Origin of the sequence: Mesorhizobium sp. M0618, from assembly GCF_040320765.1 — a bacterium.
Classification (GTDB): Bacteria; Pseudomonadota; Alphaproteobacteria; order Rhizobiales; family Rhizobiaceae; genus Mesorhizobium.
The window spans coordinates 107,451-132,553 of sequence record NZ_JAMYQH010000007.1 but is presented as its reverse complement, the minus strand read 5'-3'; the positions used below and the strand labels follow the sequence as shown (position 1 = coordinate 132,553).

Sequence of the window (25,103 nt, the reverse complement as noted above, 5' to 3'; positions counted from 1 at the left end):
TGGATTCGCCATGAACATGCGTTCGATCAAGACCATTTGGTGGTGGGCCTGCTGACAGCGGCCTGTTCGAACACGTGCGCGTGAAAAGAGAGGGTGGCCGCAACGGAAAGTCCGGGCGGCCATTTGTTTTTTCCAAGCCATTCCCGGGTCCGTTGCCCAAGAAGCTGATGGAGACGGCAATGACGATGAAGGTTCTGGAAAACGGCGCGGAAAGTTTCGTGACCGCGGGTGGCATAACCATCACGCGCGCGCGCCACGACCGGCCCTATGCAGGTGCGATTGACGCCTATGTCGACGGCCTGAATTCGCGCCGCGGTGCGGTGTTTTCCTCCAATTATGAATATCCCGGCCGCTACACGCGCTGGGACACCGCCATCATCGATCCGCCGCTGGTCGTCTCGGCGCGCGGCCGTGCCATGCGCATCGAGGCGCTGAACCGCCGTGGCGAGGCGCTGCTGCCGGTCATCGGCAAGGCGCTCGCCAGCCAGGCGGATGTCACCATCGCCGAGACGTCGAAGACACTCATCCGCCTCGATGTCGCCAAGCCCGGCCGTGTCTTCACCGAGGAGGAGCGCAGCCGCGTCCCTTCAGTCTTCACCGTACTGCGCGCCATCACCGCTCTGTTCAAGACCGAGGAAGACGCCAATCTTGGTCTCTACGGCGCCTTCGGATACGACCTCGCCTTCCAGTTCGATCCGGTCGAACACACTCTCGAGCGCAAAGAGAGCCAGCGCGACCTGGTGCTTTTCCTGCCCGACGAGATCCTGGTCGTCGACCATTATTCGGCCAAGGCCTGGACCGACCGCTACGACTATGCCGGCGACGGGTTTTCGACGGAGGGGCTGGCGCGCGACGAAATCGCCGAGCCGTTCAAGAGCCCCGACCGCATCCCGCCGCGCGGCGACCATGAACCCGGCGAATACGCCGATCTGGTGCGCAAGGCGATGGATTCGTTCAAGCGCGGCGACCTGTTCGAGGTCGTGCCCGGCCAGATGTTCTACGAGCGCTGCGAAACGCAGCCATCCGAGATTTCGCGCAAGCTGAAGGCAATCAACCCCTCGCCCTATTCCTTCTTCATTAATCTGGGCGAAGGCGAATATCTGATCGGCGCCTCGCCCGAAATGTTCGTTCGCGTAAACGGCCGCCGCGTCGAGACCTGCCCGATCTCGGGCACCATCAAGCGCGGCGACGATGCCATTTCGGACTCCGAGCAGATCCTGAAACTGCTCAACTCGAAGAAGGACGAATCCGAGCTGACCATGTGCTCGGACGTCGACCGCAACGACAAGTCGCGGGTCTGCGAGCCGGGTTCGGTGCGCGTCATCGGCCGCCGGCAGATCGAGATGTATTCGCGCCTGATCCACACCGTCGACCACATCGAAGGCCGGCTGCGCGAAGGCATGGATGCCTTCGATGCCTTCCTGTCGCATGCCTGGGCGGTCACCGTGACCGGCGCGCCGAAATTGTGGGCCATGCGCTTCATCGAGCAGAACGAGAAAAGCCCGCGCGCCTGGTATGGCGGCGCGATCGGCATGGTCAATTTCAACGGCGACATGAACACCGGCCTCACCCTGCGCACCATCCGTATCAAGGACGGCATTGCCGAAGTGCGCGCCGGCGCCACATTGCTGTTCGACAGCATTCCCGAGGAAGAAGAAGCCGAAACCGAACTGAAGGCATCCGCCATGCTCTCCGCCATTCGCGACGCCAAGACAGGCAATTCCGCCAGCACCGAGCGAACCACCGCGCGCGTCGGCGACGGCGTCAACATCCTGCTCGTCGACCACGAGGACTCGTTCGTTCACACGCTGGCCAATTACTTCCGCCAGACCGGCGCCAATGTCTCGACCGTCCGCTCGCCGGTGCCGGAGGAAGTCTTCGACCGGCTGAAGCCCGACCTCGTCGTGCTGTCGCCCGGCCCCGGCACGCCGAAAGATTTCGACTGCGCCGCCACCATCAAGAAGGCGCGCGCCCGCGACCTGCCGATCTTCGGCGTCTGCCTTGGCCTGCAGGCACTGGCCGAGGCCTATGGCGGCGAACTCAGGCAGCTGCATGTGCCGATGCACGGCAAGCCGTCGCGCATCCGCGTTTCCAAGCCGGGCATCATCTTCTCCGGCCTGCCCAAGGAAGTCACCGTCGGCCGCTACCATTCGATCTTCGCCGATCCGGTTCGCCTGCCCGACGATTTCATCGTCACGGCCGAAACCGAGGACGGTGTCATCATGGCCTTCGAACACCGCAAGGAGCCGATCGCCGCGGTACAGTTCCACCCGGAATCGATCATGACGCTCGGCCACAATGCCGGCATGCGCATCATCGAGAACATCGTCGCCCACCTGCCGCGCAAGGCCAAGGAAAAGGCCGCCTGACGATCATGGCTGAAGCCGAGAACACGACGGCGATCGCGGCCAAGGCGGCCGCGAAGCGCAAGATCGCCAATCTCGCCTTCTGGTCGATTATCGTCGCCTTTGTCGTGCTCGCGCTGAAAGCTGCCGCCTGGTACGTCACCGGCTCTGTCGCGCTCTATTCGGACGCACTGGAATCGATCGTCAACGTCATCGCCTCGGTCGCCGCCTTCTGGGCGATCCAGGTCAGCCACAAGCCGGCCGACCAGGATCATCCCTTCGGCCACCACAAGGCCGAGTATTTCTCGGCAGTGCTGGAAGGCGTGCTGATCGTGCTTGCCGCGCTCTTGATCCTCAACGAGGTCTGGCGCTCCTGGCAGACCCCGTCACCCTTGGAACAGCCTTGGGAAGGTCTTGCGGTCAACGGCGTTGCCACGGTCATCAACGCCTTCTGGGCCTGGACGTTGATCCGCGCCGGCAGGGCTGAGAAATCACCGGCGCTGGTTGCCGACGGCAACCACATCATGACCGACGTGGTGACCTCGATCGGCGTCTTCGGCGGCCTGGTCGGGGCGATCCTGACCGGCTGGCAGATCCTCGACCCGGCGCTTGCTGTCCTCGTGGCCTTGAACATCCTGTGGCAGGGCTGGCATGTCATAGGCTCGTCGATGAACGGCCTGATGGACCGCGCAGTCGATACGCAGGAGCACATGCGCATCCGTGACGTCATCTCGGCCAATTGCAAGGGCGCGCTGGAGGTGCACGACCTCAAGACGCGCATCGCCGGCCGCGCCACCTTCATCGAGTTTCATCTGGTCGTGGATGCCGACATGTCGGTCGGCGCCAGCCATGTCATCTGCGACCGGATAGAGGACGCGCTGAAGGCCGAAATCCCATCGGTGCGCGTCACCATCCACGTCGAGCCCGACGACGAGGCCAAGCTGCCCAAGGGCACGACGGCCGTGCCGTTTGCATGAGGCGGTTTCCGTCACGTCTTTGAAAAATTAGCCAAAGCCCCTCGACTTCGTCATCCACGGGCGGAGCAGGAGCGAAGCTCCGTCGCGGAGACCCGAGGATCCATGCCGCGACCTTGGCCTCAGAGTGCAGCGGAACAGAATTCTGCACCGCAGCAGCGCTCGGATGTCACGGCATGGATCCTATGGTCTGCGCCGCGTCGCTTCGCTCCTTGCTCCGCCATAGGATGACGAAAACGCTGGGTGCTTACGGAGCGCATGCCGATTGCGGCATCGGCTGCAGCCGATAGACCTTGTCGTCGGATTTCGTCTTGCCGTCGACGGCCTTCGAACACAGGTCGACGATCGCGAGTGCACTGTTGGGATTTGCCAGCATCATTGTGCCATCGGCGCCACGCTTGAGGAAAATCTCCTTCTGCGCGATGTCGCAGGAGAAATCGCTCATCTTCGAACTGGCCGCGCAGCGCCACTGGTCGGCTTCGCCCTGGCAGGAATAAGTCTGCGTCACCTCAGCCGATTTCTGCTGTGTGGTGACGGTAACGGCAATGTCGGCGCCGTCTGGCCAGTTGGCGGCGTCGCCACCCGAGGCGAAGGACGCCAGCTCTACCTTGCCGCGGAAAACCCGGATCGACTTGGTGAGCTGATCGGGGTGCGAGCCGAGATGCGCTGCATCGTAGTCGCGCCCATAGCAGAATGCCTGGTCCGGCTTCAGCCGCTCGCGCAGTGGAACCCCGAGCGCAGGGGCGATCGGATCGATGCGCGCGAACTCGGCCTTGCAGGTCACCGCCGGCATCGGGTCGAGGCGGAAATTGTCGTCCTCCGAGCCGAGCGCCTGCCTGTCATACTCCGCTGCGCCAAGCTCCTCTTCCGATCCGGCATCGAGATAGATGTCGGGCTGCAGATCCGAGAGAAGCAGCCGGCCCTTGTCGTCGACCTTCAGCGATGCAAGCGTCCGGTCGCACTCCATACCGCAATGGATGGGGCCTGTCTTGCCGTCCTCCGACACATGATTGCACCAGCCGCCGGCCCATTCCGGCGCCTTGGCGCCGCGCACGGAGGTGGCGATGAAGGCATTGTAAGAAGTGTCGGAATTCACGGTCGGCTCTTCATTCGGCCGGCTGACCGGATCATGGCCGTAGTAGAAGAAGATCCGCGCCACCTTCTGCTTCGGGTGCGCCTTGAGATGCGCCGCATCATAGACGCGGCCGAAACAGGCGTCAGTGCCGTTGGGACTGAGTTCAGTGAGCTTGAGTGCATCATCGGCGAAGGCCGAGCCGGCAAGCGTGGCAATCAGCGCCGCGCCAGCAATTGTCTTCCATTCCCCTGCCCTGAACGCCACGTGATCTCTCCTCCGCATCGACAGGACGCAACGTCAATTTATGCTAGTATTGCGGCCGCAGCCACGCAATTCGCGGCGGGCCGCCAAGCGAAGGAGGATGCCATGCGTCGGCGCGACATGTTCCGCGCGGTTCTTGCCGGAACCGGAACGCTTCTCGGTTTGCGGGCAGCACAGGCAGCCGCCACCGAGCCCACAAGGCAAAAAGTCGCCTACCACTTGAGCGACACCGACAAGGTCAATTTCGTGCTCGGCAACATCAAGAACCACTATGAGGGCACCGGCGGCAATGTCGACATCGTGCTGGTCGTGCATGGTCCGGCCTTGGCCAGCTTCAAGTCGAAGGGAATATCGGCCGCGATTTCCGGGCGCTTCGCCGGCCTGGTGCGGCAGGGGCTGGAATCCCATGCTTGCGCCAACACCATGCAAGGCATGGATCTTTCGCTCCCCGACCTGCTCGCCGGGTTTCATGCCGCCGACAAGGGCGGCGTCGTCAAACTCGCCGAACTGCAAGGCCAAGGTTACGCCTATCTGCACCCGTAGAGCGGTTTGCTTGGCGCAAATTCCCCAAGGGAAAGCGCTACTCCTTTTCCCGGGAAACCGTTTCACACGTTTCCTTGAATTGCTCAAAGGCTTGAACACCGGGGTGGCAAGGGCCTACGAAGGACAGGCAGACGTCCCGGAGGAAGAACCGTGCCAGCCACCACACTCAGCATACCCGATCTTGCCGGCAAGGCAGTGCTGGTCACCGGTGCGTCGACCGGCATCGGAGCGGCGCTCGCGCTGGCCTATGCAGCGCAGAAATGCAAGGTGGCGCTGCACTACAATTCGAGTCAAGACGCCGCCGAGAAGCTCGGCCTGACGATTGCCGACAAGGGCGGCGAGGTGTTTCTCGTTCAGGGCGATTTCTCCGTTGCCGCCGATGTCGAGCGCGTCGTCGAGGATAGCGCGCAATATTTCGGCCGCCTCGACGGGCTGGTCAACAATGCCGGCGGCATGCTTGGCCGCATTCCCTATGCCGAGCAGACCGAGGCGCATTACGACGCTGTGATGGACCTCAACGCCCGTTCGGTACTGACTGCTTCGCGCAAGGCGATCCCGTGGCTGAAGAAACAGGGCGGCTTCATCGTCAACACCTCCTCGATCGCCGCCCGCAATGGCGCCGGCGGCGGCGCCGGGCTTTACGGCTCGGCCAAGGCCTTCGTCTCCAATGTGACGCGCGGCATGGCCAAGGAACTGATCGGCTTCGGCATCCGCGTCAACGCGGTGGCGCCCGGCACCATTCTCACCCCGTTCCACGAGCGCTATTCGACCGACGAGCAGATCAAAGGCATGGTCGCCACCATTCCGCAGGGACGCGCCGGCACGGCGCAGGATTGCGTCGGCGCCTATCTGTTCCTCTCTTCCGATCTTCTCAGCGGCTACATCACCGGCCAGGTCATCGAGGTGAATGGCGGCCAGTTGATGCCTTGAGCGGCTATCGGCATACTGGCGGTCTGCACGCTCTTGTCGAAACCTCAAAGGGAGACAACGGAATGTATGGACTGATCGGCAAGATGCGGGCGGCGCGCGGCCAGCGTGACGCGGTCATCGACCTCCTGCGCGCCAGCACCGGCGCCCTGCCGGGTTGCCTGAACTACATCATCGCCCGCGACCCCGCGGATGCCGATGCGATCTGGGTCACCGAAGTGTGGACCGACGCCGAAAGCCACAAGGCCTCGCTGCAGCTTCCCGAAGTCCAGGCGGCGATCGCCAAGGCGCGGCCGTTCATCGCCGGCTTCGAATTCCAGGTCGAAACCCACCCTGTCGGCGGCTTCGGCCTGGCCGACGGCAAGACGGGGTGAGTTCGATGCCAACTTTGAGGAGCAACCTTTGACGCAGACAGTAAACATTCGCGATGCGAAAGCCCATCTGTCGCGCCTTGTGAGACGTGCAGCCCAAGGCGAGTCGTTTGTTATTGCCAAAGCCGGCAAGCCGTTGGCCAGAATCGTGCCGATCGAACAACCGGCTCTGCAGGCGCGACGGGTCGGTTTTATGGCCGGCCAGTTTTCCGTCCCCGACGATTTCGACCGCATGGGTCGCAATGAGATCGAGCAACGGTTCGACGCCGGCTTATGAAACCTGTTACTCGACACCTGGACGGGTGAAACAATAGTTTTCTATGAACCGCGGTTCGCATTTTTCGCCCTGCGGGTCTAAGAGCGAAACATGGATTCCTCGGCCGAGCAGCCCTCCCCGGACCTGCCCACACTCGAGCGCATGGCGCGGATGCGCAAGCTCTGGCAGTGGCTTGCCCTGCTGGTTGTTTCTCTCCTGTTTGCCGGCGCGCTGGAACTCGCCACCCTGCCGGCGGCGTTGCTGATCGGGCCGATGCTGGCGGCCATCGTCGCCGGCACCAATGGCGCCACGGTGCGTGTGCCGCGCCTTCTGTTCGGCGCCGCCCAGGCGATCGTCGGCTGCCTCGTCGCCAGCTCGATCTCGGCCGACATCTTTCCAGTCTTCTACCGGGAATGGCCGCTGTTTCTCGGTGTCGTGGTGGCCACCGTCACGGCCTCCAGCCTGCTCGGTTGGCTGATCAGCCGCTGGCGCATCCTGCCCGGCACCACCGCCGTCTGGGGCTCGTCGCCGGGCGCGGCCACCGCCATGGTGCTGATGGCCGGTGCGTTCGGCGCCGACCAGCGTCTCGTCGCCTTCATGCAATATCTGCGCGTCATCTTCGTCTCGATGACGGCAGCACTCGTTGCCAAGATGTGGGTCGACACATCGGGCGTCGAAATCCCCGCCATCACCTGGTTCCCGCCGATCGACGCCCAAGCCTTCGCCGCCACCATCGGCATCGCGTTTATCGGCGGCTTGGCGGGAAAGCTGTGCCGGCTGCCTTCTCCCTACTTCCTCGGCACCTTCATCTTCGGCGGCGTCATCCATCTCGGCCTGGGCGTTGAGATGCAATTGCCGCCCTGGCTGCTGGCATTCAGTTACGCTATGGTCGGCTGGTCGATCGGGTTGAATTTCACCAGGGCGATCCTGCGCCATGCGACACGCGCGCTGCCGCAGATCATCGCCTCGATCGTGGCGCTGATCGCCTTTTGCGGCGGCCTTGCCTTCATGATCAGCCATCTCCTGGGCATCGATCCGCTGACCGCCTATCTGGCGACCAGCCCCGGCGGCATGGACAGCATCGCCATCATCGCCGCCGCAGCGCAGAACGTCGACATCTCCTTCGTCATGGCCCTGCAGTCGGCACGCTTCCTGATCGTGCTGCTGGTCGGCCCGAGCGTCGCGCGACTGGTGGCGAGAAGCGTCAGGCAATAGGCAGCGACTAGTCCTCGCCGCCCTCGCCCACGCTGTGCGCGTCCCGGCGCCAGTAGGCGGTGACCAGGTGCCGGTCGCGCGATAGGTTCCACTGCTTGCGCACGATCTTGCGGATCTCCCGGAAATCGCCGAATTCGCATCCGGCCCAGACATAAAGACCGTCGGCAAGCGCCATGTGGCTGCGCTCCCGCAAGGCGGCTGGCAACAGGCCGGCGGTGCCGGCTTCTCGGCCGTGCCGGTAGAGCCAGGTGATATCGACATTGTCCCCTTGCGCCAGCGCGATCCGGTCATCCGGGCCATCGACCTCGATCAGTGCCTCGGCGCGGGTTGACGCCGGCAAATGCTCCAAAATCCGGCCGATGGCTGCCAGTGCTGTGTCGTCGCCGAGCAGAAGCAAGGTCTGCGCCACCGGGGCGTCGCCGCCACCGGGTCCGATCATGCCGATCACGTCTCCTGCCTGTGCGCTTTGCGCGAAGGCGGCGGCGGGCGTCTCCTGGCCTGGATGCAACACGAAATCGACGTCGAGCCAACCGCTTGCGGCGTCCACCGCCCGGATCGTGTAGACCCGCACGGCAAGCGCATCGTCGCCCGAAGGCCAGACAATCAGGCCGTCAGCGCCCATCGTCGGCCAAACCAGCCGGCGGCCAGGCGGCGGCAGCAGCAGCCGCATGTGCAGGCCGCCATGGCTAAATCGGCCGAGATCCTTGCCGGCGAAGCGCAGACGCTGCATATGCGCCGAAATCCGCGTCGACGACATCACCGTGATCTCGCGGAAGAAGACCGGCGTGCCGGCGTCAACGCCGTCGCCTTGCCAATGAATGCCCTTGGTCGTGCCGAGATGTTCGGCGACATGGCCGGCAACCGTCATCTTCATGTAGGAGAGGCAGGTTTCGTCGGTCGCCGCGACGCGGATCAGCACGCTTTCATCATCAAGCGTAGCGCTCAACGAACCATAGTAGAGGCGAAGCTCCCACTGGTCGGCAACGCCGGTGTCGATCTCGAATTCGCTGTGCTCTGCGCGCAGCCGATCCATCACCGATCTGATCGCCGCGTCGCTGATCCGGGTTTGCGCGCTTAGTTGGTCCATCGCTCAAGTCCTTCGAAACAGTTCGGGGCAAGGCGCCGCGCGGCACCCTCACCGTCAGCGGCATGCCACAGCCGCTCCGATGTTTCCACAGAAACATGACAATAATAATCATATTTATTCGATGAGTTGGCTACGAACCGCTTGTCGCAGCAAGTCGCTCGGGAAGGAAATCGACGAACACGCGCACCTTCGGCGACAGATGGCGATTGGAGGGCCACAGCATCCGGAACTGGCCGCGGCCATCAACATGATCGTCGAGGACGGTGCGCAGCCTGTCTTCGTGCAGCGCCTCGCGGATCAGGAAATTCGGCATGCAGGCTATGCCGAGGCCGGCGAGTGTGGCGCCCTTCAACGCTTCCATGTTGTTGCAGGTCAGCATCGAGCGTATCTGCGGTTCGGCGCTTCCGGTGATGAATGGCCACTCCAGCAGCCTGCCGCTGTTCAGGAAGCGGAAGTTTATGCCGAAATGCCTGATGAGATCCGCCGGCACACTGGGTGTGCCATGGCGGTCGAGATAGGAGGGCGCCGCGCACAGCAGCATGCGAAAGGGGGCAACGGGTCTCGAAACAAGGCGCGAATCCGGCAGCTCGCCGCTTCGGATCGCGACATCGATGCCCTCGTCGATGACGTCGACGATCCGATCGTTGAAATCGATGTCGAGTTCTATCTCCGGATAGCGGGCCATGAACTCCGACAGCACCGGCAGCAGCAAATGATAGGTGACGATCGGAGTGGATATGCGCAGCCGCCCATGCGGCGTTTCCCGTGTCCGCGACAGCATCGCCTCGGCATCGCCGATGTCGTCGAGGATCCGGCGCACCCGCTCGTTGAACAGTCTGCCCTCTTCCGTCAGGCCAATCCGCCGCGTGCTGCGCTGCAGCAGCCGCACGCCGAGTTCCTGCTCGAGCCGCGCGACGCTCTTGCCGACGGCGGAAGCCGAGATGCCGAGCGCCCGCCCTGCAGCGACGAAACTGCCGAATTCGGCGGTGCGGGCGAAGGCCAGGAGCCCGTTGAGACGATCCATCGTGTCATTCCATTCGAGCGTTTCAGTCCGATATACCAGGAGATATAACACCATTTTTCCTGAAATGCCGACGACCTATCTTGTCGTCACGACCGGCTCCGCAAACGCGCGGCCGACCGGCGAGTGCTGTTTCAGATAGGGAAATCCATGACTTCTAGGACCACAACCGGCTCTGCCGAGAGATGGCTCGTGCTCTTGTCCGTTTGCCTTGCCGCGATGACGATGCCCTTGACCTTCACCGGTCCGGCCGTCGCTCTGTCGCGCATCGCGGCCGATCTCGGCGGCAGTCCGATCGAGCTCAACTGGGTGACAAACGCCTTCATGCTGACCTTCGGCGCCACCCTGATGGCGTCGGGCGCTCTGGCCGACAACCATGGCCGCAAGCGTCTCTTCCTCGTCGGCCTCTCCCTCTATGTCCTGGCGTCGCTGGGCGCGATGCTGGCGCCGGACATCATCTGGTTCGACATTTTCCGGGCCGCGCAGGGGATCGGCAGTGCGGCCGCCTTCGCTGGCGGCGCCTCGGCACTCGCCCAGGAATTCGAAGGGCCATTGCGGCTGCGCGCCTTCAGCTTTCTCGGCACCAGTTTCGGCATCGGCCTCGCCTTCGGCCCGATCGCGTCGGGCCTGCTTATCTCTGCATTCGGCTGGCGGTCGATCTTTATTCTGGTTGCAGCACTCGCGATTGCCGCCGCCATGCTCGGCCTGCGCACCATCAGGGAATCGCGAGATCCGGATGCGACTGGCCTCGACTGGGCGGGAGCCGGCACCTTCACGATCGCGCTGGCGTCGCTGACCTATGGCGTGCTCCAGGCCCCGCAGCGCGGCTGGGCCGATCCCCTTGTCGTCACCCTTCTGGCCGCTTCTGTCATCTGTTTTGTCGCCTTCGTCTTTGTCGAGCGACGCGCACAACGGCCGATGCTTGACCTCACGCTGTTTGCCTATCCCCGCTTCGTCGGCGTCCAGTTTCTGGCTGCGGCACCCGCTTACGCCTTCGTCGTCCTGCTCGTCCTGTTGCCGATCCGCTTCATCGGCATCGAGGGCATGAGCGAGATCAAGGCCGGGCAATTGATGATCTGCCTATCAGGCCCGCTGCTGATCCTGCCGATGCTCGCCGGACAGCTGGCGCGCTGGATCGCGCCGGCCACGATCTGCGGCGTCGGCCTGCTTGTCGCTGCCGCCGGGCTTGTCTGGCTGAGCCTGACACCACCGGTCGATAGTGCGCTGGTGGCGCCGCTGATGCTGATCGGCGTCGGCATCGCCCTGCCCTGGGGATTGATGGACGGGCTTGCCGTCAGTGTCGTGCCGAGAGAGCGCGCCGGCATGGCGGTCGGCATCTTCAACACCACCCGCGTCGCCTGCGAGGGTGTGGCGCTCGCGATCGTCATGGCGACCCTTTCCGGCTTTACCGCCGCGCAGGTCGCCGCCGAGGAAACGGCATCTTCGACGGAGGCGGCGGCGGCAGCCCAGCTGCTGGTGACCGGCAATCTCGGCGAAGCAGCACAACATCTGCCCCAAGCCGGAGCCGCTGTTCTGGTCCAGGCCTACGAGACGGCGTTCGACAGGCTGCTGATCGTGCTGGCGGCAATCACCGTCATGACCGCCATCGTCGTCTTCCTTGGCCTGCGTCGCGGATCGGCTTCAGGTGAAAGTGTCGACGTCCAGGCAGTGCCGCAGGAAGGGTAGCAGTCAGCGGACGGCCCCCGCTATCAATCGAGCCTGTGCATCAGGTCCTCATCCAGCCAGCGGCCGAAGAAATAGACCAGTTGCTTGTGCCACCACGGCCAGTCGTGGCTGACATCGCCACCCCAATAATCGACCCAGGCGGGAATGGACTTGTCGCGCAGGATTTGTTCCAACCTGCGCGTCTCGACCAGCATCCGCTCTTCCCATGCGCCCTGCCCGCAGCAGAAGATCAGCCTGAGCGCCTTCAGCCGGGTCAGCAGTTTGGGATCGACGATGCCGGGCAGATAGTCCAGCGGCGAGTTGTAGAAAATGTCGCCCTCGAGCGCTTTGCCGAAGAAGTCGCGCGCCGAATAGACGCCCGACAGCGCGATGACGCCGCTGGCAAGTTCGGGAAAGCGGAAGACGAAGTTCGACGAGTGATAGCCGCCCATCGAACAGCCCGAGAACAGCGGCTTCAGCTTGCGGCCGCCATTGGCCTGCTCGGCTGCGGACAGGAACTCCGGCAGCGCCTCCTCGCGCACATAGCGGAAATAGGCTTCGTGGCGGGCGATGCGATGGGCCGCGTCGGCATGCTTGTCGAAGAAGGATTCCGAATCGACGCCGTCGACCGTGAACAGCTGGATGCGGCCGGTGTCGATGAATTCGGCCAGTGCGCCCACCCCGCCGGAATCCTCGAACTGGTAGAACCGGCCCTGCGAGGTCGGAAACACCACCACCGGCCGGCCGGCATGGCCGTAGCGCTTGTATTCCATGTCGCGGCCGAGCTGGCTCGAGAAATTCTTGTGATAGGAGATGTCCATCGCCTCACGCCTTTTCCGCGTGGATATAGGCGACTGCCTCGCGCAACGCTGCTTCGTCCTTCGAGCGCATCTGATAGGCGTAATTTCCCATGGCGCGGCTGAAAACCTCTTCGATGGCCTGTTGGTGGACGATCTTGTCGCGGTGCGCGGCTAGCACGTCCTCATGGCTGTGCAAATAGTGGAGGCGTCGCTTGCGGCTGGCATAGGCGGTGAAGTATTTGCCCTCGTAAGGGCCGCCGGCGGCATCTCTGACCACCATATCGGCCCATGCCGCATAGACGTCGACGTCGAACGTATAGTTGATCGCATCGGTCATCCAGGCGCCGGGCGGACGCATGTTGACCTCCAGCGCGATGACCCGGTCGTCCTTGGTCTCGAACAGCTCGATGTGGAAGAAGCGTTCGCGCACGTCGAACGCCTTCAGTATCTTGCGGCCGGCCTCCTCGATCGCCGGTCTAACCTTGGGAAAGCAGGTGTAGCTCATGTGGCGGTCCTTGTTGACCACCTCCATGATGCTCTGGTCATAGCGATGGCTGGCCGCCAGCACCACCTCGCCGTCGCGGTTGACCAGCCCGTCATAAGTCACCACCAGTCCCTCGATGAACTGCTCCATGACGAAGGTCACGTCCTCGGGCTTGTCCCGGAAGAACTGGTCGAGTTCCTTGGCGTTGGAGATCTTGAAGGTGTTCGATGCGCCGGAACCGCTGTCGGGCTTGACCACCACCGGATAGCCGACGCGCCGGATGAAAGTCATGGCCCCGGCACGGTCGGAGCATTTGCGCTGCGCGATGGTGTCGACGCCACTCTTGCGGAAGAAGGCGCGCATGCGGCTCTTGCGCTTCAGATTCTTCACGAAATCGAGCTTGGTGCCGTAGATGTTGAAGTCGGAGCGGATGTTGGCTTCCAGCTCCAGCCAATGTTCATTGAGCGATTCGAAACGGTCGATGCGGCCCCATTTGTGGATGAAATGCCCCATCGCCCGGAACACCGGATCGTAGTCTTCCATGTCGGCGACACGGTAATATTCCGAAAGCGCCGCCTTCAGCTTGGCGTCGAGTGCGTCATAGGGTGCGTCGCCGATGCCGAGCACCCTGGCTCCGGCCTTCTTCAAACGGTCGCAGAAATCCGCGCCGTTGGCGGGAAAATGCGGGGAGAAGAACACGAAATTCATGGACAACCCCATCGCAACCCGTCGATGCCCAAGTCTGGCGCATTTGCAGCGCCTGGGGAAGGGCACGTGCGGTGGGGACAATATCCAGCAAAATCCGGCCAGCAATGCCAAGGCACCGAACTCGGGTTCCCTCGCAGCCTTCGGCGCGTTGGCTGACGGAGCATCAAACGAAAAACCCGCCTGTGCGGCGGGTCACTGGCGCAGATCAGCACCATGGACGAATATGTACCATAGCTGAGGTCACCGAGTCAAGAAAAAATTCCTATCGTGGAAAGCTGCCGGCACAAAAGCTGCCAACACTGCCGACTCGCTGTCATCAGCATTACCCGCAATGCGGCCCCACTTGCCTCCCACAAGCCACTCCTATATGAGATCAGCCATGAACACGCGCGCCACCAACGCTTCCCGTCCGACCGGTTTTTCCGGCGAGACCGTGCGCGCGCTGGCTTCGACCCTGCTTCTTCTCGGCCTTATCGGCGATCGCCGGGTTCGCTGAAGGAGCGCCCGGCGGTCGAACCGCCGCGCAAGCGCATGCTCCTTGGCAATCACATCAAGCGAACGAAATTCTGGTAAAGGCGCCGCTCGCCATCAATCCCCCTGAGGGTGGATCCATGAGCCGCCGGGAGAAACGACGATGAACGCACGAGAAGAAATCCGCTCCGATGCCGCGGTAGCCGACACGGATTCGGAACGAAGCATCCAGAACAAGGGCATGTCCGACGCAGCCCGCAAATATCAGCCCTATCCGACCGTCGGCCTCACCGACCGGACTTGGCCTTCGAAGGTGATCGACAAGGCGCCGATCTGGTGCTCGGTAGACCTGCGCGACGGCAACCAGGCTCTGATCGATCCGATGGGCCACGAGCGCAAGGCACGCATGTTCGGCCTGCTGCTCGACATGGGCTTCAAGGAGATCGAGATCGGCTTCCCCTCGGCCTCGCAGACCGATTTCGACTTTGCCCGCTGGTGCATCGAGGAAGGCAACGTGCCCGCCGACGTCTCGCTGCAGGTGCTGGTGCAGTGCCGGCCGGAGCTGATCAGCCGCACCTTCGAGGCGCTGAAGGGCGCCACCAACCCGATCGTCCATTTCTACAATTCGACCAGCGAGCTGCAGCGTCGCGTCGTCTTCGAAAAGGACGTCGACGGCATCAAGCGCATCGCCACCGACGCCGCCAAGATGATCACCGACATGGCGGCCAAGGCCGGCGGAGGCTTTCGTTTCGAGTATTCGCCGGAGAGCTTTACCGGCACCGAACTCGAAGTGGCGCTGGAGATCTGCAACGCCGTCACCGAGATCGTCAGGCCGACGGCGGACAACAAGCTGATCGTCAACTTGCCGTCGACGGTCGAGATGTCGACCCCCAACATCTATGCCGACCGTATCGAGTGGATGTGCCGCAACCTCGACAACCGGGAGAACCTGCTGGTCTCGCTGCATCCGCACAATGACCGCGGCACCGGCATCGCCACCACCGAACTCGGCCTGATGGCCGGCGCCGACCGTGTCGAAGGCACGCTGTTTGGCAATGGCGAGCGCACCGGCAATGTCGACATCGTCACGCTGGCGCTGAACATGTACACGCAAGGTGTCGATCCGTTGATCGACTGCTCCGACATCAACCGGATGAAGGACGTCTACGAATATTCGAACCAGTTGAAGATCCCCGAGCGCCACCCCTATGTCGGCGAACTCGTCTACACCGCCTTTTCCGGTTCGCACCAGGATGCCATCAACAAGGGCATGAAGGCGCTGAAGAAGGCCAATACGAGCCTGTGGGAAGTGCCCTATCTGCCGATCGATCCGGCCGATGTCGGCCGCAGCTACGAAGCCATCATCCGCATCAACTCGCAGTCCGGCAAGGGTGGCATCGCTTATGTGCTGCAGGCCGATTACGGCCTCAACTTGCCGCGCAATCTGCAGATCGAATTTAGCCAGGAAATCCAGGCGATCACCGACGCCGAGGGCAAGGAAGTGCCGGCCAGGCGTATCTACGAGCGCTTTCTCGAGACCTATGTCGATCAGCCGGCCGCGCGGCTGAAATTCCTCGATCACCACACCTATCCCAGCACCGAAATCAAGGGCCGGCGCGTCGTCGAGGCGGTCATCCTGGACAATGGCAAGGAAGTGACGATCTCCGGCACAGGCACCGGTCCGATCGACGGCTTCGTCGATGCGCTGTCGCGCCATGTCGGCGTCGAGATGTCGGTGCTCGACTATTCCGAGCACTCGATGCAGCGCGGCTCGAACGCGTCAGCCATTTCGTATGTCGAGATGGAGTATCCCCAGGGCAAGCTGTTCGGCGCTGGCATCAACACCAACATCGTCGCCGCCTCACTGGAGGCGGTGATGTCTGCCGCGAACCGGATCGTCGGTAAAAAAGCCGGCTGACGCCCGACGGGAACAAAGATCGGAACCCTCCCAACCTGGTGAACGGTTCCGATCTTTCGGGGCATTAACCACCGCGGAATTATCCGGTGGGTACGTGATCGCATAACGGGGTGTATACTTGTGTGGTGGTGCGGGACCTATATGATCGCGCCTCAACCTGTGCCGACTTCGAGAGGATCGACACTTGCAGCATGCCACGCCTGCCGCCCCCGCAGTGCGCGAGACACTGGAGCGACTGCTTGCCAGCCAAACGTTCGGCCGATCCGAACGTGCGCGCAAGCTGCTGCGTTATCTTGTCGAACGTGAACAGGCCGGCGAAGCCGACAGGCTCAAGGGCTTTTCCATTGCCATGGATGTTTTCGGCAAGGACGGCGACTTCGATCCGTCCACCGATGCCGTGGTGCGTGTGCAGGCAGGCAGGCTGCGCGAGCTTCTGCAGCATTATTTTGCCAATGAGGGAATTGCCGAGCCGGTCCGCATCGCCATTCCGCGCGGCGGCTATGTTCCTGCCTATGAATTGAACGCGATCCGCCTGCCGGGTCTTGCCGAGGCTGTTCCCGAACTCAGGCTGGACGGCGCCGTATCCGCCGATCGGTCCAACGAAGCCGGCACGGGCATGCTGGACGCGATGTCTCTGGCTTCCGTACCGTCTTCGCCTGCCCCCTCGGTGGCGCGCCATCTCCGCTTTTTCTGGATGGCGATCGCCCTGGTCATCGCCATGCTGGGCGTACTGATCCTTCGCCAGGGCAGCACTGCCTTGCTGGCAGGCGGCGACATCTCGGCAACGCCGGAGATCGCTGGCGCAACCGCAAGCGTCACGGCATCGGCAAGGGCTGATGCCCTTCCGCAAGTCTATATCGGACTCAAGGCCGACGGCCCCGACGCCAGCCGTGTCGCCGCATCGCTGCGCGCCGGCCTGAGTGGCTTCGATACCATCGACTTCATCGGCCGCGACACCGTCGGCGATCCGGCCGACGACGCTGCGAGCTTCATATTCGACGTCCTGCCCGGACCGGACGCGGGCGACATCACGATCGAACTGCAAAGCATGGCGTCCGGACGAGTGCTTCTATCGCGCAATCTCACCCCCGCCGACAGCGCACCTGCCGCGGTCGAAGACCGTATCGCCGACATGCTGAGCTCGGCACTCCCCGCCTCCGGCACCATCTACAACTATATTGAGCAGACCGGCACGCCAAACGGCCTGACGCAATGTCTGCTGCTCAACGGCAAATATTATCTCGACCAGAACGCCAGGACCCATGAGGCAGCCTACCGTTGCCTCGAGAAGCTGGCCAATGGTGGAACCAAGTCCTCGCTCGTCTATTCGGAACTTGCTTCCCTGCATCTCGAGGCGGTGTCCGACCATTACGCCTATCCGCCCAATGCGACGATTGAGACAGCCGTCGAGTTTGCCCATCGCGGCGTGCAGATGGGTCCGACCAGCCCTTATGCGCATCGCTCCTACGGCTATGTCAGTTCGCGCCTCGGCAATACGGACGAAGCGATCCGCTGGATGCGCAAGGCCTATGAACTCAACCCCTACGACCTCGGCATGGCCGCCGCTTACGGCTACGGGCTGATCTTCGCCGGACGATATGCCGAGGGAACGCCGATCCTCGATCATGCGGCGGAGACCTTCAGCGGGCACCCGACATGGTGGGACTACGGGCTGTTCGTCGGTGAGTTCATGCTCGGCGACATGAACAAGGCGGTCGCGGCCAGCATGGCACTGAGAACGACGGCAACGAAATCACACTATCTGGCGGCACGGCTGGTCGGCGCCAAGGCAGCCGGACAGGACCACCTGGTGAGCACGCTGCTGAAACAGCTGACCACCGAGTTCCCCAAATTTGCCGCCGATCCGCGGGCGACTTTCGTCGAGCGGAAATATCCGGCCGACCTGACCGACCGGCTGGTCCAGGCACTCCGCGCTGCCGGGCTCGGCAGCCCAAGCTGACACCATCGACGTCCGCGCACTGGCTGCGCCGCGTCCCGATGAAATCCTGCGCTCCGATCGCCGATTGCCGATTGGTGGCCAAGTTCTGTACACAACCGTACAAATCGCGAAAATTTTACTGGTCATCACGTTGGACTAGGAGCAATTCAGCCATCATTGGTGTCGCGCATTCTGCAATAACAAAAAAATCAGCTTTCATGACCGCATCACTTTTTGCCGCCGAAGAGGGTGTTGGCTCGAAGGCCATCGTCCTGCTGCACGGTTTCGGCGGCTGCCATGATGTATGGCGCGAGGTGATTTCCGCCCTGACGCCTTCCACGCATACGCTGGCCTATGATCTGCCTGGGTATGGGATGTCGCTCAATTTTCCCGCCGCCGGTCCGGCCAGGGTGGCGGCCAAGGCCGTGCTCGCCGATCTCTCTGAGCGTCGCCTGAAGCGCGTTCATCTCGTGGGCCACTCGATGGGCGGTGCCGTGGCGGCGCTGATGGCGCTGGCCGAGCCTGAAAAGATAGCCTCGCTGACGCTTCTGGCGCCGGGCGGCCTTGGCCCCGAAATCAATGGACCGCTATTGCGCCGCTATGCCGAAGCCTCGGATCGGTCCGAGATCCGCTCCTGCCTCGCCGTCATGTCGGGACCTTCAGCCCCGCCACTCGAACATATGGTGGACACCCTTTGGGAAATGCGCAGGCGACCCGGCCAACTCGAAAAGCTGGTCGAGATCGCAGCCGCCATGACCGTGGACGGTCGGCAAGGCGTCATCCCGCACGATCGCCTCGATGGACTGAACATGCCAGTGATGGTGGCATGGGGAACCAACGATGCGGTGCTGCCCTTTACCCAGGCGGATGACCTGCCGGCGCATTTTCACGTGCACCACGTGCTGGGGGCCGGCCATATGCTGGCTGAGGAAGCCCCCGGCCTTGTTGCCGAGATCATTCGCCGCAACACCAATCGTCGCGCCAGGCCACATCGCCAGAAATTCGCCGCAGCAGCCAGCTGACCTTTTTCGCGCACGACAACCTTCCTAGGCACCCCGGGGCCGTCGATCTCGCCAGTGCATTTTGCCGGCGGCTGTGTTAACCCGGTGTTAACCAAACCCACGAGGCAGACGCCGATGAAGGAAGCAGGCGAGAAGACCATCGACCAGTCGAGGAAACTGTCCGATGCCATCCGTGATGTGAAAAATGCCTTCGCCGACCGCGACGACGTCGTCGTCGACATGCGCGAAGCGCATCGCATGCGTCTCGATCTGCTTGCCGCCGAGTTGGCGCCGGTTTTTGCCGATGTTCCGGCCGACATGGACAATTTCGACTTTGTCGTCTCGTCCGGCTTGCAGCCGCGCCTGTGGATCGACGCCATCAGCCATGTCGCCATGGGGCGCGACCGCCGGACCTATCGCTTCCTCAAGGACACCAGTATCGGCCGGGTGGTGCTTGCCGAATCCACCGAGATGAAGCCGGTTGCCGATTCCGTGACACGCTATGTCGCCGAGCGCATTGTCGAGCGTCAGAGGATGCTGGAAGGCGGCGTCGAACCGGCCGTCGCCGGCATGAAACGTGCCTATGTGCCGGAAGCCGAACCGCCGCTGCGCGCGACGGCGCGCGGCAAACGCTGGTCGGCCTTTCTGTCCGGGCTTGGCCTTGTGGCTGCCGGTGCCCTGGTCGGTCTTCTCGTGTCCATCGTCCTATTCTGGGACCGCATCGTCGCCATGGTAGTCAGCTTGCGGCCATAGCGGCGCCAGTCACGGCACCGAGTTCCAGCGTCTGCAGATCGGATGGCGGCATGGACGGCCCGGTCAGGCCGCGCCGCGTCAGCCGGATCCGCCAATTGCCCGTCTCGCCGTCAATGTCGAACAGATTGTACTGCGCCGCCGGGTTCTTGCCGCCCGGCGCCTGGCCGGCGGCGGCGACGCCGACCGCTGGGATCCTGACGCCGCGATCGCCGATGAAGAACAGCGACGGCAGATGTGAATGGCCGTGCAGGACAAGGTCGGCGCCGTGGCGGCGAATGATCTTGTTGAAGCGGGCAATGCCGAACAGCCGCTTGTGCTGCGGGACCGCGCCGCGCACCGGCGGATGATGGATCATGATGGCGCGGAACAGCCCCTGTCCGGCGGTATCCCCGAGGATTTTGCCGAGCCGCTTCGCCTGGCCTTCCATGAAGAAACCATTGGCCATGAAGGGTGCCGTGGCGCGCGCCGTCGAGACACCGATCAGCGCGACGTTGCCGCGCACGCGCAGATAGGGAAATGCGTTACGATCGACCGGCGTGTTGACGCCGTCGCCGCTCATCCACGCCGCCCAGGATCGGCAGACCTTGTCGAAGGCGCCTGGCACATAGGCGTCGTGGTTGCCCGGAACGACCGAAACATCATGCGCCGGCCCCAGCGTCTCCAACCAGTGCCTGGCCATCTCGATCTCGCCGTCAAGTGCCAGATTGACCAGGTCGCCGGTGACGGCGAGGTGGTCAGGCGTGTTCGCCTTGATGTCGGCGACGATCGTGTCAATGACCGCATCATGCATATGGCGGCGGCGGTTGCGCTGCCAGTTGACATAGCCGAGCACGCGCTTGGAGGCGAGATCGCGATAGGATACATCGGGGAGCGGCCCCAGATGGACATCGGAAATATGCGCGAGCCTGAACATACAACCTTCATAGGCGACCCGCGCGCGGCTTTCCACCCACGGTTTCGCTATCAATGACGAGCCCTGAAGATGCCTTCCGCCAGACCGGCTGGCCAGGTTTGAGGGCCAGGCTGTTCCATCTCTATTTCGTGCTGCGGAGGCCGATGACGCTTGGCGTGCGCGGCTTGATCCACGACAGGGCGTCCAGGTCCGTCTTCCTTATTCGCCATACCTATGTACCGGGCTGGCAGCTTCCCGGCGGCGGCGTCGAAGTCGGCGAGACGATGAACGAGGCACTGGCCCGTGAACTGGCCGAGGAAGGCAACATCGCTCTCACCGCCCCGCCGGTGCTCAAATCGATGCATTTCAACCGCCGCTCCAGCCGCCGCGACCATGTCGGCTTTTATTTGCTTGAGCATTTCAGCCAGACGGCGCCGAAGCTGCCGGACCACGAAATCGCCGAAGCCGGCTTCTTCCCGCTCGACGGCTTGCCCGAGGGCACGACGCCGGCGACGCTGCGCCGGATCGCCGAGGTTTTTGACGGCGAGCAGCCCTCGCCCTACTGGTAGATCAGGCTGCCGCTTTCTCGAAGCGCGCCCGGTCATGCCGTGCGGCATAATCCAGATCCGGTCCGACAGGCACGATCCGCGTCGGATTGATTGTCTGGTGGCTGCCGTAATAATGCGCCTTGATATGATGCATGTTCACCGTCCCGGCCACATCAGGCACCTGATAGAGATCGCGCAGATAGTTGGACAGGTTCGGGTAGTCGGCGATACGGCGCAGATTGCATTTGAAATGGCCGACATAGACCGGATCGAAGCGCACCAGCGTGGTGAACAGCCGCCAGTCGGCTTCGGTGATACGATCGCCGACGAGATAGCGCTGCTTCGACAGCCGCTCCTCCAGCGTATCCAGCGCTGTGAACAATTCACCGAACGCCTCTTCATAGGCACGTTGCGTGGTGGCGAAGCCGGCGCGATAGACGCCGTTGTTGACCGCGGGATAGACCAGCGCATTGATCCGATCGATCTCGCCGCGCAACGCCTTCGGATAGAAATCGAGGCTGGCGTCGCCCCATTCGTCGAAGGCTGAATTCAGCATGCGGATGATTTCGGAAGACTCATTGGAGACGATGGTTTGTTCCTTTTTGTCCCACAGCACCGGCACCGTCACCCGGCCCGAATAGGCGGGATCGGCCTTGGCATAGATCTGGTGCAGGAAGTCGAGGCCGTAAAGCGTGTCGCCCGTGGCGCCATCCTCAGCCAAAAACGTCCAGCCGTTGGCGCCCATGAAATGATGCACCACCGACACCGATATGACGCCTTCCAGCTTCTTCAGCGCGCGAAAGATCAACGTCCGGTGGGCCCACGGACAGGCAAGCGAGACATAGAGGTGATAGCGGCCGGGCTCGGCCTTGAAACCGCGCGTCCGGCCTTCGGCAGGCGCCCCGTCAACGGTGATCCAATCGCGCCATTGTGACTGCGCCCGTACGAACCTGCCACCGTTATCCGCCGTATCATACCAGCGATCCTGCCACCTGCCGTCGACCAGCAATCCCATGCAAATCTCCTTGCGTCCTTTTTGCCTATTTAGGCGCAAGGTTGGCCTGTCGAAGGCGTCAGGTGCTGAACAGACCGTCACTTGGCCGAAACGACGGACAAAAACGGCCGATTGCAGCGGCCGAAAATTGATGCTAGCGGACAATCCGCATGTTCGACTTTGCTTTGATCCGGTTTGACCGACGACGAAAGGGCGCCCGCGCTTGATGAAGCGCTGACTGGCGAATGCTGCCGTTTGCAGCAACCTTCCTCCTTACCGGAACGCAAAGACCATGAGCCTTGCCGACGTGAAATACCTGCCGGAAACCCCGGCGCATGACCTCCAGATCGAAGCCATCAACGACGAAGCCTTCGGGCCGGGCCGCTTTGTGCTGGCCGCCTACAAGATCCGCGAAGCCGGAGGGCACGAACGCTCGCTGTCCTTTGTCGCCGTCGACGGCGACATTGTCGTCGCCTCGGTGCGCATGACCCGCATCGCCGCCGGTGCCGGCCGCGCATTGATGCTCGGGCCGCTCGCGGTACGGCCGGCCTTCAAGAATCTCGGCATCGGCCGCCGGTTGGTGGCGATCGCGCTGGAGGCCGCCGCCCGGGCCGGCGCACCTGCCGTCATGCTGGTCGGTGACGAGCCCTATTACGGGCCGCTCGGTTTCAAGCGGATTCCGCGCGGCCAGATTTCGATGCCGCGCCCCGTCGATCTCGACCGGCTGCTGTCGCACGAGATCGCGCCGGGCGCGGTAGCCAGGCTCTTGGGCGAGGTCGGCCACGCCGATCAGGCCAGGGTGGCCGATCCTACCGCCGCGATGGCTTGACCTTTCCCTTCGATCTGGCGCCTGATCCATCCCACTGTTCCCGAGATCAAAGGATGACGCCATGAACCCGAACGGCCAGATCGCGATCGTCACCGGCGGCGGCTCCGGCCTTGGCGAGGCAACGGCGCGCGCGCTGGCGGCCAAGGGCGCCCGCGTCGCCATCTTCGATGTCGGTATCGATCGCGCGGCCAAGGTCGCGGCCGAGATCGGCGGTATAGCCGTCCAGTGCGACGTCAGCAGCGCCGACAGCGGGACCGCTGCCCTCGCCGACGTTACGGCCAAGCTTGGCCAGCCACGGATCCTGGTCAACTGCGCCGGCATCGCCATCGGCGTGAAGACGATCGGCAAGGATGGTCCCCACCCCCTTGATCAGTATCGCAAGGTGATCGAGGTCAATCTGATCGGCACGTTCAACATGATCCGCCTCGTTGCCGAGCGCGCGTCGAAGCTCGAGCCGCTGCAGGGCGGCGAGCGCGGCGTCATCGTCAACACCGCTTCGGTTGCCGCTTATGATGGCCAGATCGGTCAGGCCGCCTATGCGGCTTCCAAGGGCGGCGTCGTCGGCATGACGCTGCCGGTGGCGCGCGATCTTGCCCGTTCCGGCATCCGCGTCTGCACCATCGCACCCGGCATCTTCAAGACGCCTATGATGGCCGGCATGCCGCAAGAGGTGCAGGATTCGCTGGGCGCCGCCGTGCCATTCCCGTCGCGCCTGGGCGAACCATCCGAATATGCCGCTCTCGCCCTGCACATCGTCGAGAACCAGATGCTGAATGGCGAGACCATTCGCCTCGACGGCGCCATTCGCATGGCGCCGAAATAGAAGGTCATGAGCGCCGGCCTGTCCGCTGCCGCTAAAACCGGGCCGCTGGCCGGGCTGAAGGTGATCGAGATGGCCGGGCTCGGCCCGGTGCCGCTGGCCGGCCTGATGCTGTCGGAGATGGGCGCCGAAGTGTTGCGCATCGAACGGGCGGGGACGAGCCAGTTCCTGTCGCTGCCGGATGAGTACAACATCAACCGCCATGGCCGCGCCGTCCTGCGCCTCGACCTGAAGCGCCGTGAAGGCACCGATCTGTTGTTGCGCCTTGCCGAAAAGGCGGACATGTTGCTCGAAGGCTTTCGCCCGGGTGTCATGGAACGGCTCGGCCTCGGCCCGGAAGCGGTGCAGGCGCGTAATCCGGCGCTGATCTACGGCCGTATGACCGGCTTCGGCCAGGACGGTCCGCTCGCCGGCCGCGCCGGCCACGACATCACCTACCTCGCCTATAGCGGCGTGCTGCACGCCATCGGCCATGCCGACGGCCGTCCCGTCCCGCCGCTCAACCTTGTCGCCGACTATGGCGGTGGCGCCATGATGCTGATTGCCGGCGTGCTGGCCGCCCTGTTCCAACGTTCGCGCACGGGCAAGGGTGACGTCATCGACGCAGCGATGGTCGACGGCGCCTCGATGCTGGCGGTGCCCCTGCACGCCTTGACGGCGGCCGGCTTGTGGAGCGACAAGCGCGGCGCGAACCTGCTCGATTCCGGCGCCCCGTTCTACGACACCTATGAGACGGCGGATGGCGGGCACATCGCCATTGGCTGCCTCGAGCCGCAATTCTTCGCCGAATTCGCCAAGCTGCTGCCGCTCGACGAGCGCTTTGCGTCCGGCCAGTACGACAAGGCCCTGTGGCCGCCGATGCGCGCCGCCATTGCCGAACGGGTCCGGCAGAAAGCGCGCGACAACTGGGACCTGCTGTTTGCGCAAACCGATGCCTGCGTGGCCCCCGTCCTGTCGCTGCAAGAGGCGAAGCACCACCCGCACAATCGGGCACGCAACGCCTCTGTGACGACAGGTGCATTTGAGCGCCCGGCCCCCGCGCCGCGTTTCTCGAGCTCGCAACCGACATTGGCTACTATGCCAGGCAATGAGGATTTGTCGCCATCGGCAATTCTGGCACGTTTCGGCTTTGCGAAAGCCGAGATCGACGACCTTGTCAAATCCGGCTTGCTGACCGATAACTAGAGAAGAAAGATCAACTTACTG

General features: G+C 63.3%; 23 protein-coding genes. 16 read left to right on the top strand and 7 right to left on the bottom strand.

From position 1 onward, the window contains the following. Positions 1-179: 179 nt before the first annotated feature. Together NKJ04_RS10325 and NKJ04_RS10320 are read left to right on the top strand one after the other, a co-directional pair. Entirely contained in the window at positions 180-2,369 is a 2,190-nt protein-coding gene (locus NKJ04_RS10325; RefSeq protein WP_352674706.1) for an anthranilate synthase, read from the top strand. 5 nt (positions 2,370-2,374) lie between these two features. After that, positions 2,375-3,322, top strand: a complete 948-nt coding sequence (locus NKJ04_RS10320) for a cation diffusion facilitator family transporter (RefSeq protein WP_128303713.1) — start codon at positions 2,375-2,377, stop codon at positions 3,320-3,322. Positions 3,323-3,566: 244 nt separating this feature from the next. Here NKJ04_RS10320 and NKJ04_RS10315 read toward each other — a convergent pair whose 3' ends face one another. Then, entirely contained in the window at positions 3,567-4,658 is a 1,092-nt protein-coding gene (locus NKJ04_RS10315) for a hypothetical protein (RefSeq protein ID WP_352674704.1), read from the bottom strand. A 102-nt stretch (positions 4,659-4,760) separates the two neighbouring features. On the opposite strand from NKJ04_RS10315, the gene NKJ04_RS10310 reads away from it, so the two are divergent. From NKJ04_RS10310 to NKJ04_RS10290, 5 genes are all read left to right on the top strand, one after another. After that, positions 4,761-5,198, top strand: a complete 438-nt coding sequence (locus tag NKJ04_RS10310; protein ID WP_352674701.1) for a DsrE family protein — start codon at positions 4,761-4,763, stop codon at positions 5,196-5,198. Between the two features lie 150 nt (positions 5,199-5,348). Further along, positions 5,349-6,128: an SDR family NAD(P)-dependent oxidoreductase gene (locus NKJ04_RS10305; protein WP_023809885.1), complete on the top strand. Its 780-nt coding sequence runs from the start codon at positions 5,349-5,351 to the stop codon at positions 6,126-6,128. Between the two features lie 62 nt (positions 6,129-6,190). Next, positions 6,191-6,499: a putative quinol monooxygenase gene (locus NKJ04_RS10300; protein WP_127290228.1), complete on the top strand. Its 309-nt coding sequence runs from the start codon at positions 6,191-6,193 to the stop codon at positions 6,497-6,499. Positions 6,500-6,527: 28 nt separating this feature from the next. Next, complete coding sequence (locus NKJ04_RS10295; RefSeq protein WP_023809887.1) at positions 6,528-6,773, top strand: type II toxin-antitoxin system Phd/YefM family antitoxin; 246 nt, start codon at positions 6,528-6,530, stop codon at positions 6,771-6,773. A 90-nt stretch (positions 6,774-6,863) separates the two neighbouring features. Next, entirely contained in the window at positions 6,864-7,967 is a 1,104-nt protein-coding gene (locus tag NKJ04_RS10290) for an AbrB family transcriptional regulator (protein ID WP_352553369.1), read from the top strand. 7 nt (positions 7,968-7,974) lie between these two features. On the opposite strand, the gene NKJ04_RS10285 is transcribed toward NKJ04_RS10290, so the two are convergent. Together NKJ04_RS10285 and NKJ04_RS10280 are read right to left on the bottom strand one after the other, a co-directional pair. Then, on the bottom strand, positions 7,975-9,054 hold the full coding sequence (locus NKJ04_RS10285) for an SIP domain-containing protein (protein ID WP_352674699.1): 1,080 nt from the start codon (positions 9,052-9,054) through the stop codon (positions 7,975-7,977). Between the two features lie 130 nt (positions 9,055-9,184). Continuing rightward, complete coding sequence (locus tag NKJ04_RS10280) at positions 9,185-10,078, bottom strand: LysR family transcriptional regulator (protein ID WP_352674697.1); 894 nt, start codon at positions 10,076-10,078, stop codon at positions 9,185-9,187. 147 nt (positions 10,079-10,225) lie between these two features. Between NKJ04_RS10280 and NKJ04_RS10275 the strand changes: the two genes are divergently transcribed. Next, on the top strand, positions 10,226-11,761 hold the full coding sequence (locus tag NKJ04_RS10275) for an MFS transporter (RefSeq protein WP_352674695.1): 1,536 nt from the start codon (positions 10,226-10,228) through the stop codon (positions 11,759-11,761). Between the two features lie 23 nt (positions 11,762-11,784). On the opposite strand, the gene NKJ04_RS10270 is transcribed toward NKJ04_RS10275, so the two are convergent. Together NKJ04_RS10270 and NKJ04_RS10265 are read right to left on the bottom strand one after the other, a co-directional pair. Then, positions 11,785-12,561, bottom strand: a complete 777-nt coding sequence (locus NKJ04_RS10270; RefSeq protein WP_023809891.1) for an esterase family protein — start codon at positions 12,559-12,561, stop codon at positions 11,785-11,787. Between the two features lie 4 nt (positions 12,562-12,565). Continuing rightward, positions 12,566-13,732 (bottom strand): ATP-grasp domain-containing protein, encoded by a 1,167-nt coding sequence (locus tag NKJ04_RS10265; RefSeq protein ID WP_352674693.1) that lies wholly within the window; start codon positions 13,730-13,732, stop codon positions 12,566-12,568. A 712-nt stretch (positions 13,733-14,444) separates the two neighbouring features. Here NKJ04_RS10265 and leuA point away from each other — a divergent pair. The 4 genes from leuA (at position 14,445) to NKJ04_RS10245 (ending at position 19,814) form a co-directional block, all read left to right on the top strand. After that, a complete protein-coding gene (gene leuA, locus NKJ04_RS10260) occupies positions 14,445-16,121 on the top strand; it encodes a 2-isopropylmalate synthase (RefSeq protein WP_352674810.1) in 1,677 nt (558 codons plus the stop codon). Positions 16,122-16,305: 184 nt separating this feature from the next. Beyond that, positions 16,306-18,081, top strand: coding sequence for a tetratricopeptide repeat protein (locus NKJ04_RS10255; protein ID WP_352674690.1), 1,776 nt, complete (start codon positions 16,306-16,308; stop codon positions 18,079-18,081). 197 nt (positions 18,082-18,278) lie between these two features. Then, entirely contained in the window at positions 18,279-19,082 is an 804-nt protein-coding gene (locus NKJ04_RS10250; protein ID WP_352674808.1) for an alpha/beta fold hydrolase, read from the top strand. Between the two features lie 114 nt (positions 19,083-19,196). Further along, entirely contained in the window at positions 19,197-19,814 is a 618-nt protein-coding gene (locus tag NKJ04_RS10245; protein ID WP_352674689.1) for a hypothetical protein, read from the top strand. Here the strand turns inward: NKJ04_RS10245 and NKJ04_RS10240 are convergent. Further along, positions 19,798-20,727 (bottom strand): metallophosphoesterase family protein, encoded by a 930-nt coding sequence (locus NKJ04_RS10240; RefSeq protein ID WP_128303702.1) that lies wholly within the window; start codon positions 20,725-20,727, stop codon positions 19,798-19,800. The two genes, NKJ04_RS10245 and NKJ04_RS10240, sit on opposite strands and share 17 nt — an antisense overlap. Positions 20,728-20,780: 53 nt before the next feature. On the opposite strand from NKJ04_RS10240, the gene NKJ04_RS10235 reads away from it, so the two are divergent. Further along, entirely contained in the window at positions 20,781-21,275 is a 495-nt protein-coding gene (locus NKJ04_RS10235; protein WP_127290254.1) for an NUDIX domain-containing protein, read from the top strand. 1 nt (position 21,276) lies between these two features. Here NKJ04_RS10235 and NKJ04_RS10230 read toward each other — a convergent pair whose 3' ends face one another. Continuing rightward, positions 21,277-22,269, bottom strand: a complete 993-nt coding sequence (locus tag NKJ04_RS10230) for a glutathione S-transferase family protein (RefSeq protein WP_352674686.1) — start codon at positions 22,267-22,269, stop codon at positions 21,277-21,279. A 271-nt stretch (positions 22,270-22,540) separates the two neighbouring features. Here NKJ04_RS10230 and NKJ04_RS10225 point away from each other — a divergent pair, with 271 nt between their 5' ends. The 3 genes from NKJ04_RS10225 (at position 22,541) to NKJ04_RS10215 (ending at position 25,082) form a co-directional block, all read left to right on the top strand. Continuing rightward, positions 22,541-23,077, top strand: coding sequence for a GNAT family N-acetyltransferase (locus tag NKJ04_RS10225; RefSeq protein WP_352674685.1), 537 nt, complete (start codon positions 22,541-22,543; stop codon positions 23,075-23,077). A gap of 61 nt (positions 23,078-23,138) precedes the next feature. Continuing rightward, positions 23,139-23,900, top strand: a complete 762-nt coding sequence (locus NKJ04_RS10220) for a 3-hydroxyacyl-CoA dehydrogenase (protein ID WP_128303701.1) — start codon at positions 23,139-23,141, stop codon at positions 23,898-23,900. 6 nt (positions 23,901-23,906) lie between these two features. Beyond that, positions 23,907-25,082, top strand: a complete 1,176-nt coding sequence (locus NKJ04_RS10215) for a CaiB/BaiF CoA transferase family protein (protein WP_352674683.1) — start codon at positions 23,907-23,909, stop codon at positions 25,080-25,082. The last annotated feature ends 21 nt before the right edge of the window (positions 25,083-25,103 follow it).